11 protein-coding genes are annotated in these 13,849 nt (G+C 74.9%); 3 read left to right on the top strand and 8 right to left on the bottom strand.

Annotated elements, in window-relative coordinates:
• The first annotated feature begins 99 nt into the window (after positions 1-99).
• Positions 100-762 carry a YceI family protein gene (locus ACWD3O_RS23050; protein WP_451411627.1) on the top strand — a complete coding sequence of 221 codons (663 nt, stop codon included), beginning with the start codon at positions 100-102 and terminating at the stop codon, positions 760-762.
• A gap of 15 nt (positions 763-777) precedes the next feature.
• Here the strand turns inward: ACWD3O_RS23050 and ACWD3O_RS23055 are convergent, their stop codons facing one another.
• The 3 genes from ACWD3O_RS23055 to ACWD3O_RS23065 are packed head-to-tail and all read right to left on the bottom strand — an operon-like array spanning position 778 to position 4,417.
• Positions 778-2,199 carry an MFS transporter gene (locus ACWD3O_RS23055; protein ID WP_451417174.1) on the bottom strand — a complete coding sequence of 474 codons (1,422 nt, stop codon included), beginning with the start codon at positions 2,197-2,199 and terminating at the stop codon, positions 778-780.
• Positions 2,196-3,035, bottom strand: a complete 840-nt coding sequence (locus tag ACWD3O_RS23060) for an SDR family NAD(P)-dependent oxidoreductase (protein ID WP_451417175.1) — start codon at positions 3,033-3,035, stop codon at positions 2,196-2,198. The genes ACWD3O_RS23055 and ACWD3O_RS23060 overlap by 4 nt, the downstream gene beginning before the upstream one ends.
• Positions 3,032-4,417: a flavin-containing monooxygenase gene (locus ACWD3O_RS23065; RefSeq protein ID WP_451417176.1), complete on the bottom strand. Its 1,386-nt coding sequence runs from the start codon at positions 4,415-4,417 to the stop codon at positions 3,032-3,034. The genes ACWD3O_RS23060 and ACWD3O_RS23065 overlap by 4 nt, the downstream gene beginning before the upstream one ends.
• A 324-nt stretch (positions 4,418-4,741) precedes the next feature.
• On the opposite strand from ACWD3O_RS23065, the gene ACWD3O_RS23070 reads away from it, so the two are divergent.
• Positions 4,742-6,034: a ricin-type beta-trefoil lectin domain protein gene (locus ACWD3O_RS23070; protein WP_451417177.1), complete on the top strand. Its 1,293-nt coding sequence runs from the start codon at positions 4,742-4,744 to the stop codon at positions 6,032-6,034.
• 62 nt (positions 6,035-6,096) lie between these two features.
• Here the strand turns inward: ACWD3O_RS23070 and ACWD3O_RS23075 are convergent, their stop codons facing one another.
• Positions 6,097-6,684: a hypothetical protein gene (locus ACWD3O_RS23075; protein WP_451411622.1), complete on the bottom strand. Its 588-nt coding sequence runs from the start codon at positions 6,682-6,684 to the stop codon at positions 6,097-6,099.
• A 188-nt stretch (positions 6,685-6,872) separates the two neighbouring features.
• Between ACWD3O_RS23075 and ACWD3O_RS23080 the strand changes: the two genes are divergently transcribed.
• Positions 6,873-9,182, top strand: a complete 2,310-nt coding sequence (locus ACWD3O_RS23080; protein ID WP_451417178.1) for an SCO7613 C-terminal domain-containing membrane protein — start codon at positions 6,873-6,875, stop codon at positions 9,180-9,182.
• A gap of 58 nt (positions 9,183-9,240) precedes the next feature.
• On the opposite strand, the gene ACWD3O_RS23085 is transcribed toward ACWD3O_RS23080, so the two are convergent.
• The 4 genes from ACWD3O_RS23085 to ACWD3O_RS23100 are packed head-to-tail and all read right to left on the bottom strand — an operon-like array spanning position 9,241 to position 13,667.
• Positions 9,241-9,852, bottom strand: coding sequence for a hypothetical protein (locus ACWD3O_RS23085; protein ID WP_451417179.1), 612 nt, complete (start codon positions 9,850-9,852; stop codon positions 9,241-9,243).
• Complete coding sequence (locus ACWD3O_RS23090) at positions 9,839-11,395, bottom strand: substrate-binding and vWA domain-containing protein (RefSeq protein ID WP_451417180.1); 1,557 nt, start codon at positions 11,393-11,395, stop codon at positions 9,839-9,841. Before ACWD3O_RS23090 ends, ACWD3O_RS23085 begins: the two co-directional genes overlap by 14 nt.
• Positions 11,392-12,570, bottom strand: a complete 1,179-nt coding sequence (locus ACWD3O_RS23095) for a toxic anion resistance protein (RefSeq protein WP_451417181.1) — start codon at positions 12,568-12,570, stop codon at positions 11,392-11,394. The genes ACWD3O_RS23090 and ACWD3O_RS23095 overlap by 4 nt, the downstream gene beginning before the upstream one ends.
• Positions 12,567-13,667: a hypothetical protein gene (locus ACWD3O_RS23100; protein WP_451417182.1), complete on the bottom strand. Its 1,101-nt coding sequence runs from the start codon at positions 13,665-13,667 to the stop codon at positions 12,567-12,569. The genes ACWD3O_RS23095 and ACWD3O_RS23100 overlap by 4 nt, the downstream gene beginning before the upstream one ends.
• Between the last annotated feature and the right edge of the window lie 182 nt (positions 13,668-13,849).

A 13,849-nucleotide genomic window follows, 5' to 3' on the forward strand; every position in this document is an offset into this window, starting at 1 on the left:
GGATTCTGCGCGCACCCGCATACCGTGCCGGAATTCGGGCCTAGGGAATAGGATCCCGCAGTCATGCGTGCAGTCCCGAGCGAATCCCACAGGTGAAGTGTGAATCTCTTCAAGCGAACCGCGGCCCCCACTCGCCCGGAGCCTCTCGCCGTGACGGACCCCGCCGTCGAGGCGAGATCCGCCTTCGCGCAGGTCGTTCCCGTCGACCCGGACCTCGCCGCACTGACCGGCGAGTGGTTCATCGACCCGGCGCACAGTCGCGTCGGCTTCTCCGTGCGGCACGCCATGGTGACCACGGTCCGCGGCTGTTTCCGCGAGTACAGCAGCCGGCTCTTCTTCCACGGCACCAAGCCGACCCGTTCCCAGGCCGAGATCGTCATCAACACCGGCAGCGTGGACACCGGGGTGGAGCAGCGTGACGCCCACCTCGTCGGCCGGGACTTCCTCGATTCCGCGAACTTCCCCACCATGCGGTTCGTGAGCACCTCGGTGGAGGTGGCGGACGGCGACGTCTACCTGATGACCGGGGACCTCACCATCAAGGACGTCACCCGGCCGGTGACGCTGGAGCTCACCTACATCGGCAACGTCACGGACCCGTTCGGCTACCAGCGGGCCGGGTTCGACGGCACCACCACCATCAACCGCTCGGACTGGGGCCTGACCTACGACAGCAGGCTGGCCGAGGGCGGCGCCATGGTGAGCGAGAAGGTGCGCCTGCAGTTCGACATCGCGGCGATCCGTTCCGCGCCCACCATGTGACGACGACGCCCGGCCTCAGCCCGCCGTGCCGGGCCTCAGGTGCTCGTCGAGCCGGCAGCGACGCTGGAACAGCAGGGCGAGCGCCATCAGCACGGCCGGCAGGGCGGTGAAGCCGATCAGCAGCAGGTCGAGCGCCCGCTGCGGCTGGGGCGCGGTCCCGCCGGTGGTGGCCACGAACCCGCCGGCCGCGAGGGCCAGCGCGTAGAGGTAGGGGCCGACCGCCGTTCCGGTGGCGTCGGTAGCCGTCCAGATGCCGGAGTAGGCGCCCGCGCGGGTGGCGCCGCGGGCCTCGGCCGCGGCGACGGCGTCGGACAGCATGCTGAACGAGAGCAGCTGGAGCCCGGCGAAGGAGACCCCGAGCAGCACGGCGACCGCCACCGTGGCCGGGACGCCGAGCTCACCGGCCGGCCACAGGCCGAGGCAGCCCGCCAGGAACAGCGCCTGGGCGGTCATCAGGGCCCGCTGCTTGCCGTGCCGGCGGGAGAACGCCTGCCAGAGGGGGCCGACCACGATCGCCGGGCCGAGGAAGGCGCCCATCAGCACCGAGGTCAGCTTCTCGTTCCCGAGGACGTACGCCGTGTAGTAGGGCACGGCCGCCAGGAACAGGTGGGTGGTGGTGCTGGTGACGAGGTAGGCGAGCAGCAGGGGCCGGAAGTTCCTGTCACGCAGCGCCGCCCGGATGTCGGCGAGGACCGAGTGCCGTTCCTCCGGGGGCGCCAGGGTGCCGCACTCCTCGGTGAGCTGCCGTACGCCGCGCACCGCGACCAGCCCGGTGACGATCATGAACGCGGAGAGCAGCATCGCCGCGCGGGAGTAGGCGTCGCGTTCGCCGGACGCCACCAGGGCGGGGGCGGCGACGCCGGTGGCCAGCAGGCCGACGGTGAGCGCTGCCATCCGGAACATGAAGACGCGGGTGCGCTCGTGGTAGCCGATGCGCAGTTCGGCGGGGGTGGTGATGTAGGGGACCTGGAAGCAGGCGAAGAGCAGGTTGCCGGCCGTGTACATGACGCCGACCCAGAGCGCCGCGCCGACGCCGGAGAGCCCGGACGGCACGGTGAACAGGGCGGTCAGGGCGAACGCCAGGGTGAGTCCGAGGGTGAGCATCCGCCGGCGGTGTCCGCGGCGCCTGGCCTCGCGGTCGGACCAGGTGCCGAGGGCGGGGTGGGCGACCGCGTCGATGACCTTCGGGATCAGGAGGGTCACTCCGGCCAGGGCGGGGGCGACGCCCAGGGTGTCGGTCATGAAGTAGAGCAGCAGCATGCCCGGGACCGTGATCCAGACGCCCATGCCCAGGGATCCCGCCGAGTAGCGCAGCAGGGCGCCGGTGGACGCCCTGGGCGCTCCCCCGGTCCCCGCGACCGCGTGCCCCTCGCGGCCGGCCCACGGCTCCTCACGGCCGGCCCGCGGCTCCTCGCGCAGGGGCTCGACGCCGCTCATGACCGCGCTCCGTCCGCGCCGGCGTGGCGTGCGACGACCCCGGAGGCCAGGTCGGCGCCCTCGAAGGCGCCGGAGCGGACCCGTCCGGCGAGGGTGCGGGCCACGATCCGGTCGGTCACCGAGGGCAGGTGGCGGGCCAGCCAGAGTTCCACCGCGCCGCGCCGGGTGGTGGCCACGTCGCGGGGGGCCCGGGCGGCGGTGGCGGCCCGCAGGACCGCGTCGACGACGCCGTCCAGCGGCTCGTAGGAGCTCATCCCCTCCAGCGAGAGGCCGGCCCGTGCGGTGGAGTCGTGGATGGGGCTGCGCACCATGGAGGGGTACACGCAGGAGACGCCGACGTGGGTGCCGATCTCGTGGCGCAGGGCGTCGGCGTAGGCGACGAGGGCGCGCTTGGACGCCCCGTACGCGGCGGCCAGCGGCAGTTGGAGGACCGCCATCCGGGAGCTGACCATGACCACCCGGCCGCGGGCGGCGACCAGGTGGGGCGCGCAGGCGGCGGTGACCCGCCAGGCGCCGAACAGGTTGACCTCGAACTGGCGGCGGACCTCCTCGCCCGGGGCGCGCTCGGCGGGGGCGGGGCCGCCGGTCCCGGCGTTGTTGACCAGGACGTCGAGGCCGCCGAGCCGCTCGACGGCGGCGGCGACGGCCGCGGGCACGGCGTCGTCGTCGGTGATGTCGCACGGCAGGACCGGCACCGTGCCGCTCCCGTCGGCCACCAGGTCGAGGCCGACGACGGTGGCCCCCGACTCCGTGAAGCGGCGGCACAGTTCCCGTCCGAACGTCCCGGAGGCCCCGGTGACGATCACCCGTCGCCCTGCTGCGTCCGGCGTCCTCATCGTTGTCCTCCGATGCTCTGCGGGGCGGCCGGCCGCACCCGTACGCCCTGTCCGGCGCGGGCCCGGTTCACCGCCGCGCTCCGTACCGCCGCCGTCTCGGCGAGGTAGCCGTCGAAGTCGACGCGCATGGCGGGGCGGCGGTCTCCTCCCCAGCGGTCGGCGCTCGCCCGCAACGCCCTTTCCGCGGCGAGGCGTTGTTCGTCCGGCCGGGGCAGCGCGGCCCGGCCGGAGAGCACGTCGGCGGCCAGCCGGGACTGCGCCTCCACCACGGGGAAGGCGGCGCCGGTGGACTGCATCAGGCCCACGAAGCAGAGCGTGGGGTCCTCGAGGTGGAACACCCGGTGGTAGAGCAGCAGTTCCTCCGGGTCGGGCCCGAGCCAGCGCTCGTCGAGGAAGGGGATGGTCACCCGGTAGCCGGTGGCCCACACGATCAGGTCGACGGTGTCGCGGCGCCCGTCGGTGAAGACGACCTCGCCGCCGTCGCAGCGCTCGATGCCCGGGCGGGGCGCGACCTCGCCGTGGGTGAGCCGGTGCAGCAGGGTGTCGGAGACCGTGGGGTGGCTCTCCAGCAGGCCCCTGGCCGGTTTCGGCAGGCCGTATGCCTCCGGACGCCCGGTGGCCAGCCGCAGCGCCGTACGGGAGATCCGCTGCCGCAGCCGCCAGGGCAGCTTGGAGAGCCTGCCGTTGGTCGCGTCGGCGGGCTTGCCGAACAGGTACTTGGGGATCACGTACACGCCCTGCCGCGACGACAGCAGGACGGGCCCCTCGGCCCGGTAGGAGGCGTCGACGGCGATGTCCACGGCCGAGTTGCCCATGCCGACGACCAGGACCCGGCGGCCGGCGAAGACGTCGGCGACCTCGTAGTCGTGGGCGTGCATCTGCTCGCCGGTGAACTCGCCCGGGTAGGCGGGGTCGGGCAGGCGCGGGTCCCAGTTGTGCCCGTTGGCGACCACCACCGCGTCGAACCGCTCGGTGTCCTCCTCCGCGGTGACCAGCCAGCCGTCCCCGTCCTGGCCGCGCTCCACCCGGGTCACCTCCACGCCGAACCGGATGGCCTCGTTCAGGCCGAACCGGCGGGCGTAGTCGTCCAGGTAGCCGGCGACCAGGTCGGCGGACGGGTAGTCCGGCCAGTCGGCGGGCATCGGGTGGGCGGCGAACTCGGTTCGCCGGCGGCTGGTGTTGAGGTGCAGCGAGGCGTACGCGGGCGAGGCGCCGCCCCGCGGGTCCCGTACCCAGAGCCCGCCGGGCCGCTCGCGCCGCTCGAAGGCGACCACCTCGAGCCCGGCCTCGGTCAGCTCCTTGACGGCGGTCAGCCCGGCGGCCCCGGCGCCGACGACCGCGACCCTGCGGACCGGCGGGATCAGGGGTGCTCCGTGTGTCATGCGCAGAGGCTAAGCACCGGCCCGCCGCGGCAACAGGGGCTGGACGGAGCTCGGCGGCCGGAGCGCGGTCCGCCCCTCCTCTCGGCCGGACGGAAAGTCCGCCGGGCGAGCTTCGTCCCGGTGGGCGCGACCGGACGCCGAGCGGATCCGGCCATGTTGTCCGCAGGGCCGATCGGTGGCCCGGACCCCATTGGCCGCACCGGCTCAGGTCCATACCATCTGGCATCAGCGGAAGCCGTCGTCCCGCCCGGGCGCTCGCTCCCGCGGCACGGCGCGCGCACGGCCCTCGACTCCCTGCCCCCCACTCGCAAGGGACGTACAGCCATGAGACTTCCTCGTTCGGCGCTCCGCCTCCCCCTCACAGCCCTCACGCTGCTGCTCGCGTCCGCGCTGGCGGCGGCGCTGCTGCTCGCGACGGGCGCCCCCCGCGCGGCCGCCGCGCCGGACTCCGCCCCGGCCCGGGCGGCCGCCGCCGTCCAGACCTGGGCGGACGAGTTCGACGGGCCGGCCGGCAGCGCCCCCGATCCGGCGAAGTGGACGCTGGAGACCGGCGGTTCGGGCAACGGCAACAACGAGCTGCAGTACTACACCGCCAACCGGGCCAACTCGGCCCTCGACGGCAGCGGCAACCTGGTCATCACCGCCCGGCGCAACACCGACACCGGGCTCCAGTGCTGGTACGGCACCTGCCAGTACACCTCGGCCCGTCTGAACACCGCGCGCACCTTCACCCAGGCCTACGGCCACTTCGAGGCCCGCATCAAGATCCCGCGCGGTCAGGGCATCTGGCCGGCCTTCTGGATGCTGGGCAACGACCTGGGCAGCGTGGGCTGGCCCACCAGCGGCGAGATCGACGTCATGGAGAACATCGGCCGCGAGCCGGGCACCGTGCACGGCACGCTCCACGGACCGGGTTACTCCGGCGCCGAGGCCGTCGGGGCCGGCTACACCCTGCCCGGCGGCCAGGCCTTCGCCGACGGCTTCCACACCTTCGCGGTGAACTGGAGCCCCGGCTCCATCACCTGGTACGTCGACGGCAACGCCTACCAGACCCGGACCCCGGCCGACCTGGGCGGCGACCGCTGGGTCTTCGACCACCCGTTCTTCCTGATCCTCAACCTGGCGGTGGGCGGCAACTGGCCCGGCAGCCCCGACGGTTCGACCGGCTTCCCGCAGACCATGACGATCGATCACGTGCGCGTCGCCACCTCGGACGGCGGTTCCGTGCCCGCCCCGGCGCCGGGGCCGATCCGCGGCATCGGCGGCATGTGCGTGGACGTGGCGGGCGCGGGCACCGCGGACGGTACGCCCATCCAGCTGCACCCCTGCACCGGTCACGCGGCCCAGCGGTGGAGCTTCCCCGGTGACGGCACCGTGCGCGCCCTGGGCAAGTGCCTGGACGTCTCCGGCGGTTCCACGGCCGACGGCGCGGTGGTCCAGCTGTGGACCTGCAACGGCACCGGCGCGCAGAGATGGGTCCACACCGCGGCCCGCGACCTGACCAACACCGGCTCGAACAAGTGCCTGGACGCCAAGGGCAACTCCTCGGCCGACGGCACCCGGCTGCAGATCTGGACCTGCACCGGCGGCGCCAACCAGAAGTGGACCGTGGGCTGACGTGACCGGGCGGGGGTGAGGGCCGGCCGGTCCTCACCCCCGCCCTCGGGCCGCGGGGCCGGTCAGAGGCGCATCGCCTGCGGCTCGTCGCGCCGCGCCGGGTCGGGTCCGTCGTACGTCTGGACCACCGTGTAGTCGCCGTCGTGCCGGACGGGGCGGAAACCGGCGTCCTGGACCAGCTCCACCAGCTCGTCGCCGGCCGGGCCGTCGATCTCGTCGGCGCCGTGCTGGAGGGCGAGCTGCGCGGTGCGGTCGCCGTAGGTCCCGCGGAGGACCTTCAGGTGCGGGACGTTGTCCAGCAGCAGACGGGCCACCGCGAACGCCTTCAGGACCTCGAGCCCGGACAGCGACCGGTCCGCGGTCGGGACGGCGGCCTGCTCCCGGCCGTCCCACTCCTCGCGGAACCGCAGCATCGCGTCGACGTCGGCGGCCCGCTCCCGCCCGCCGCCGAAGCCGAGGGCGAGCCCGCCGCCGGCCTCGGTGCCGTGGAAGTAGGCCACCTCGCCGTGGCGCGCGGTACGGGCCTCGTGGGCCAGCGCGCCCAGCCAGGCCAGGTCGTCCGACTCGTGGAGCGCGATGCCGTCCTCCCGGGTCAGGCGCTCACCGGCCCGAACCTTCCGCTCCAGCTCACGCTTGAGTCCGACGTCCATGGTGATTCCCTTCCTGACACGACCGCGCTCGAAAAAGACAAGCGTCCGGGCAAAACCGTACCTGTCGCCCCGGTCCCTCCCGCGACACCCCTCCCGCCACCGGCAACGGAAGCCCGAGGAGCCCGTGAGTACCGGTTCTGAGTATCCGCACTCATGTGCGCGGGCCGGGCCCGCGTCATCGTGCCGGTATGACGACGACACCACCGCCGGCCGAGGAGCTGCGGCTCATCGACGCCGAGCTGCGGGCCCTGGACGCGCGGCGCGCCCAGCTGCTGGCCCGTCGTGCCTGGCTGACGCAGGTGCTGTGGGCGGCGCGGACTCCCGCGGCCGCTTCCCCGACGCGGACGGCCGGGCCCCGGGGCGAGGCGTCCGCGCCGGACGTGCAGAACGTGCTGTTGCTGCTGGGCGGGCTGCTGCTGGGCATCGCCTCGCTGGTGTTCACCGTGGTGGCGTGGGGCTCGATGGGCATCGGCGGCCGGGCGCTGGTGCTGGGCGCGCTCACCGCGGTGGTGCTGGCGTCGCCGGCGCCGCTGCTGCGGCGCGGGCTGCGCGCCACGGCGGAGGCGACGGCCGGGCTCGGGATGACGCTGACCGTGCTGGACGCGTACGCGCTGCACCGGGCGGTGTGGCCCGAGGCGCCGGCGACCGCGTACGCGGCGGGGGCGTGCGCGCTGCTGGCGGCGGTCTGGGCGGGCTACGGCCTGCTGTTCCGGGAGCTGCGCGGGCCGTGGCCCTCGGCGGTCGCGGTGGCGCAGCTCGCATTGCCGCTGTGGGCGTCGGAGGGCAGCGGCGAGCTCTTCGTCGCGGCCCTGCTCACGACGGCCGCCCTGGACACCGCCGCCGCGCTGTGGCTGCGCCGCACGCCGGTGCGGTGGGCGGCGGCCGTCGGGGCCTGCGTCCAGGCCGTGCCGGCGGTGCCCCTCGCGCTGTGGCTGTCGGCGTCCGCGGACGGGCCCGGGGGCTCCGTGCCCGCCGGCCTGCTGCTCGCCTTCGCGGCGGCGATCGCCGGGGTGGCGGCGTGGCGGCTGCGGGTCGGCGGGTCCGCCACGGCCCTGGCGGTCGTCGCGGCGGTGCTCGCGGTGGCCGCCGCCGGGGGCCCGGTGCGGCCCGCGGTGCCGGGGGTGTGGGCGGTGCCGGTGTACCTGGCCTGTGCGCTGCTGCTGCTCGGCGCGGCCCGGACGGCGCCGCTGCCCGCCGTGCTGCGCGGGGGCGCGCTGTGGGCCTCTGCGGGTGTGCAGGGGGCCGCGCTGCTGTGGGCGCTGCCGCTGCCCGTCGTGGCGCTGGCGGAGCCGGTCGCACGGCCGGAGCTCGCCCACGACGGCCCGGCGCTGCTCGTCCTCGCGGTCCTCGCGGTCGTCGCGGCGGTGCTGCCGGTGGCGGGCCCGGACGAGGCGTGGCGGGCCCGTGGCCGGCGGGGGGCGACGGTCCTCGGCGCCGCCGCGCTGTACGCGCTGCCGACGGTGTTCGAGCTGCCCCACGAGGCGGGGCTCGCCGTCCGGGTCCTGGTGGTGGCGGGCGCCCTGGAGGTCGCCCGGCGGACGGCCGGCGGGGCGTGGACCGCCGTGGTGGTGGCCCTGGTCGCCTCGGGCGGGACCGCGGTGTCGGCGATGTCCGACCGGTGGGCGCCCCTGGTGGTGCTGCCGGTGCTGGTCGCGCTGTTCACGGCGTTCTCCCTGGCCCGCCGCCCGCTCGCCCGGGCCGGTCTGCCCGCCGCCCTGGCCCACGCGGCGCTGCTGGTCTGCTCGGTCGCCGCCCTGCGGGACTGGGAGGCGTCCACGGCCGGACTGCTGCTGCTCGCGGTGCCGGCCGCCGCGGCGCTCCTCGCGGCCCGGCCCGGGACCGGGCCGGCGACCGTCCCGGTGGAGGCCACCGGCGCGGGTATCGGGGTCTGCGCGCTGCTGCTCACCCTGCTGGACGCGCCGGTGTTCGCCGTGGCGCTGGCCCTGGCGGGTGTGATCACCGGAGCGACCGCGCTGCGCGCCGATCGCCGTCCGGTGGGGTACGCCTCGGGCGCGCTGTTCCTGCTGGCCGCCTGGGTGCGGCTGGCGGCCTGGGAGGTCACCGCCCCGGAGGCGTACGCGCTGCCGGTCGCGGTGCCGATGCTGGTGCTGGGTGTGCTGCGCCGCCGCCGGGACACCTCGGTGTCCTCCTGGTCGGCGTACGCCCCCGGCCTGGCCGCGGGCCTGCTGCCGAGCCTGCTCGCGGCCTGGGCCGACGCGCACGCGACCCGGCCGCTGCTGCTGGGCCTCGCGGCCCTGGCGGTCACCGTCGCCGGAGCGGTGCGGCGCCTGCAGGCGCCCCTGGTGCTGGGCGGCACGGTGCTGGTCCTGGACGCCCTGCACGAGCTCGCGCCCTACCTGGTGCACGCTCTGGGCGCCCTCCCCCGCTGGGCTCCCCCGGCGGCGGCCGGTCTGCTGCTCCTGCTGCTGGGCACCACCTACGAGCGCCGGCTGCGCGACGCGCGCCGGGCCCGGGAGGCGCTGCGCCGGATGGGGTGAACCCGCCGTGCCGGGGGGCCCGGTGCCCGGGCCCCCCGGGGGCGCTGCACGGCCGCGGTCAGGGCGACCGGTCCTCCAGGTACCGCGTGTGGGTCTCCTGCCGCCGCGCCTCGGCCTCGCGCAGGGTCGCGGCGAGGCGCAGGCACTCGTCGTGCAGCAGGGTGAGCTGGCGGTCGAGGTGCCGCTCCGGGGGTTCCTGGCCGGGGGCCGTCCGGGTCCACCAGCGGGTGCGGACGAAGGCGTCCACCGCCTCGGGGACGTCCTGCCGTACGGTGCGGGCCAGGCTGTGCACGGCCTCCGGGTCGTGGGCGAGCAGTTCCCGGCTCCACCCCGGGTCCAGCAGGGCGCCCAGCAGGTCCGTCAGCTCGACGAGCCGGCCCGAGGCCGCGGGCGGCAGGTCGAGGCCGTCCAGGTAGGCGGTCAGCCGGTCCAGGTCGCCGCGGACCGCAGCCAGTGCGGAGGACGGGTCCGGGAAGTCCGGCGGCGCGGGCCGCTCCGGCGGGGCGATCAGCGCACCGGCCCCGTAGAGCCCGGCGACCACGGCGGGCCAGTACGTTCCGGCCACGCCGGTGAAGGTGAGGGCGAGCCCCACCACTCCCCCGGCGCCGCCCGCGAGGTTCTTGCGGGACTCCAGGAACCTCAGCACCCGGCCGCTCCTACTGGTAGCCACGGATCTCCTCGAAGGCGCCGTCCAGCGAGCCGTCCCGGGCGTCGAAGAGGCGGCCGCCGGTCAGCTCGGTGACGTGGGTGAGCTCGTCGCGGTCGGAGTCGCCGAACAGGACGGCGAAGACCGGGGTGCGCTGCCGGTGGACGTCGAGCCCCCGGTAGAAGCTGTCGAAGTCGTCCGCGGCGCGGCCGGTGGTGTTCTCGCCGTCCGTCATCAGGACGATCGAGGTGAAGGCGGAGTCGTCCGCGCCGAGATGGTCGTACGCCTCCATCAGCGAGGAGTAGACCGCGGTGTCCCCGGCGGCCTCCAGCGCCTCGGCGTCCCGGCGGATCGCCCGCAGGCCGGTGTCGGGGTCGGCGGGGTCGACCACATGGGTGCGGACGTCCTTCACCTCGCTGCCGAACGGCATCAGGGTGACCTCCTCGCGGTCCCGGAAGTCGGACGTCAGGCCGGTGAGCGCCGTCTTGAGGTCCTCCAGCCGGTCCCCGCGCATGGAGCCCGAGGTGTCCAGGACGTACACGGTCCGGGACGGGCGGCGCAGTTCGTTCTCGTAGGAGTCGATGAGTCCGTCGGCCACCGTCCTGCTGCCGGGGAAGGGCAGTTCGCGGCGCCGCGAGTCGTCCAGCCCCGCCGCGGGTTTCACGGAGGGGACGACGGGGCGGCGCAGGGTCTGTTCGGTGATGCTGCGCTGGGCCTGGGGGGAGCGCAGGGCCTCGGCGAGCCGGGCGACCTCGTCCCGGGCCTCGGCGTCCGAGGCGGCCAGCGAGGTCAGCGGGTAGTCGGCGGTGACCACGCCGTCGGTCGGGCGGACCACGGTGAGGCCGGGGATGCCCTCGAGGACCGATTCGTAGTTCAGCAGCGCGTCCACGTCGTCGCGGCGGCGGTAGGCGGAGGCCAGCCAGCCGGAGGAGCCGGAGGTGAGCCGCTGCCCGGCGAAGAACTCGCGCAGTCTCGGGCGGCTCTTCTCCACGTCGCCCTCGGTCAGCGCGGACTGGGCGCCGGACAGCGCGGAGGCGACCGAGATCAGCGTGGCGAAGCCGGAGTGGGAGCGTGCCGGGTCGGTCATGCCGTAGGTGAGGCGGCCGTCGCGGACCGCCCGCTCGACCTGGGCCCAGGTGACCGCGTCGGGTTCCCAGCCGAGCTCGGTCATGGTTTCCGGACGAACGCCCAGGGCGACCGGGCTGGTCATCACCGGGGTCTCCGAGACGACCTTCCGGGCGGCCTCGGGGCTGAGCCGGAGGTAGTCGTTGGACGACAGCCACAGCGCGTCGTAGCGTCCGTCGGCCTGGCCGCTCTCCAGCAGCCGGACGGCGTCCAGGGTGCCCATGTAGGTGGGGCGGACGGTGAGTCCGGTGTCCTCGCGCAGCCCGTCGAGAATCTTCTCCATGTCGGCGAGCTCGCTGGAGGCCAGGATGCGCAGGACGCCGGGACGGCGGACGGTGTCGTCCCGGCCGCCGTCGTCGTCCCGCGCCCCCGTGCAGGAGGCGACGCCGGCGAGCAGGGTGAGGGCGGCCAGGACGGCGGCCCAGGATTTCGGGATTCTCATGCGGGCTCCCCCTGGTTCCGGCTGCGCTCCAGGTGGCCGCTCGCCGCCTGGAGTTCGCCGGTCAGCGACTCGACGGTGGCGGCCATGGTCTCGGTCGCCTTCGCCTTGTAGGTGTCGATGGCGTCCAGGGTCCGGAAGATCTGCTGGAACGCCGCCCGCAGGGTCTCGGCGCCCACGGCGGGGTCGGCGGCGATCCGCTGGATGTCGCCGCTCTGGGTGGCGAGCATCTCCGCGTTGGCCCGGATCAGGTCCTCGGTGGTGCCGCGCAGCGCGTCCACCTGGGCGGCGACCTTCCGCTGGTGTTCCAGCGCGGACGCCAGCATCACCGAGATCCGCAGCGCCGAGACGGTGGTGGTGGCCGCCCGGTCGACGCCCTTGACCAGTTCCTCGTTGTTGCGGCGCACCACGTCCATGGCGAGGTAGCCCTGGGCGCAGACCGCGAGCTGGGTCAGCAGGTCCTGGTGCTTCTGCCGGACGGGGAAGAGCACGTCGGAGCGGAGCGCGTCGGCCTGCACCGGGTCGGACGCCTCGACGGCGGCGATGTGCTCCTCCACCGCGCGGTCCAGGGCCTCGGTGAGCACGGCGTGCTCCTGGAGCCGCTCCATGGTCTCCCACAGCCGCACCCGCTCGGTCTGCAACGCGGCGTTGTCGCGGCGCAGTTCGTCCTGGCCGCTGCGCAGCGCGCCGACGACGGCGTTGAGCGTGCCCTGCGCGGAGGCGTACGTGGCGACGTGGTCGCGGAACCTGTTGCCGCCGGGCAGCCGGGACAGGAGCCGGCGTCCCCGGCCGGCCGGCCGCTCGCCCGGGTCGAGGTCCTCGACGACGCGCCGCAGTTCGACCAGCGAGCCGGTGACCCTGCTCTGCGCGTCGCCGCCGCCCGCGGCGAGGCTGCGCACGGTCCGTTCCAGCATGCGGTTGGACTGGGCGGCCGCGGCGCGCATGTCGCCCGCGCCCAGGTCTGTGATCTCCCCGATCCGCCGCGCGAACTGCGGTGAGCGTGCGTCGAGTCGGGCGATCTCCTGGACATGTGCCTCGGCCTTGCGGGCGAGTTCGTCGCGGACCTGGTCGCCCACGGGCACCAGTCCACCGGCCTTGTCCCGGGGCACCGCCGCCACCGGCTCGGGCGGGGTGAGGATGAAGTCGTCCGCGCCGTCGGGCGCCTGGAGGTGTGTCATGACTGCTGTTCCCCCTGTCCGCGCGCCCGCAGCACCAGTTCGCGCAGCACCTCGAAGGTGGGCACGGGAGCCTGCCGGACGCCGGTGAGTTCCTGGTTGAGGTGGTCCGCGTGGTCCTGGGTGGCCTGGACGAACTCGGCGCCGGCGCCCTGCGGGCGGAAGCCGTGGCGCACTGCCAGAGCCCGCAACTCCGGGTCGGTGCCCAGGAGTTCGCCGAGCGCCCGGCCGTCCTCGCCGAGCGGCACGACCGTGTGGTCGCTGTTGGCGGTGGTGTCCGGGTAGAGGACCATCATGTCGCCCGGGTCCTGCCCCGCAGTGAGCAGCGCGGCGACCTGGGACTCGTAGACCAGCACCAGCGGATTGCCGACGCCGCTGACGAAGTCACGGAAGGCGGCGTCGGAGCTCGCCTGCTGCGCCCCCTGCACGACGGTCAGCTTCCGCATCAGCGGCCCGGTGCGGTCCAGGCCGGCCCGGTCGGCGACCACCTTGCCGCCGTTGGCCACGTAGGAGGCGGCGGCGAGGTGGAGGGCGCCGGAGTTGGAGGACTCGGGGTCGGTGGTGGTGATGAACAGGGTGCCGGAGAGCTCGCCGTGGGCGTCGGACCCGTCGAGCTCCTGCCAGGTGCGGTCCTCCCGCACCGCCTCGAGGTACGCGTCCATCCTGAGCACGCCGCGGTTCGGGTCCAGCTCCGCCAGCCCGTTGGCCGCGAGGACCTCGGCGGCGGAGCGGTGGGCCACCACCACCAGCGGCGAGTAGAACGGCCGCGGCAGCGGCTTGCGGACCTTGTGCCGGTCGGCCAGGGCGTCGGCCGGCGCCTGGCTGGACGGGAAGGCGAAGTCGTAGCCCTCGAGGTCCATGCTCTCCATGGCCCAGGACCCGGCGGTCTCCGTCTTCACCGTCCAGCCCTCGTCGGCGAGGGCCTTCACCACGTCGGGGTCGGCGAAGAACTCGGTCTTCTCCGACCCGATCACTCCTCGCACGGTCTTCGTCGCCGTGCCGGTCTCCCCGGTCCCCCCGGTGTCCCGTCCCATCAGGACGGCGGCCACCACACCGCCGATCAGGAGGACGGCGAGGACGATGCCTGCGATGCGTTTCACACCGGGGAGCGTGCTCCCGGAACGGGACATTCCCCGACGGCCCGGATGAACGGGAGGTGTCGGGCGCATCCCGATATTCAAGCGGAGCCGGTCGCTCCGCCCGCAGGCGCGCGGCTCCGCCTCGTCCGGCTGAGCGCGGCCCCCGCCGTGTCGGCGGGGGCCGCGCTCAGGCGTCGGGGGCC

Source organism: Streptomyces sp. NPDC002640, from assembly GCF_053592575.1.

Excerpts from the sequence above, each read along its gene's own strand:
- ACWD3O_RS23090 (WP_451417180.1), bottom strand. The coding sequence starts at position 11,395 with ATGAGAATCCCGAAATCCTGGGCCGCCGTCCTGGCCGCCCTCACCCTG.
- ACWD3O_RS23080 (WP_451417178.1), top strand. The coding sequence starts at position 6,873 with ATGACGACGACACCACCGCCGGCCGAGGAGCTGCGGCTCATCGACGCC.
- ACWD3O_RS23060 (WP_451417175.1), bottom strand. The coding sequence starts at position 3,035 with ATGAGGACGCCGGACGCAGCAGGGCGACGGGTGATCGTCACCGGGGCC.
- ACWD3O_RS23065 (WP_451417176.1), bottom strand. The coding sequence starts at position 4,417 with ATGACACACGGAGCACCCCTGATCCCGCCGGTCCGCAGGGTCGCGGTC.
- ACWD3O_RS23055 (WP_451417174.1), bottom strand. The coding sequence starts at position 2,199 with ATGAGCGGCGTCGAGCCCCTGCGCGAGGAGCCGCGGGCCGGCCGTGAG.
- ACWD3O_RS23075 (WP_451411622.1), bottom strand. The coding sequence starts at position 6,684 with ATGGACGTCGGACTCAAGCGTGAGCTGGAGCGGAAGGTTCGGGCCGGT.
- ACWD3O_RS23095 (WP_451417181.1), bottom strand. The coding sequence starts at position 12,570 with ATGACACACCTCCAGGCGCCCGACGGCGCGGACGACTTCATCCTCACC.
- ACWD3O_RS23070 (WP_451417177.1), top strand. The coding sequence starts at position 4,742 with ATGAGACTTCCTCGTTCGGCGCTCCGCCTCCCCCTCACAGCCCTCACG.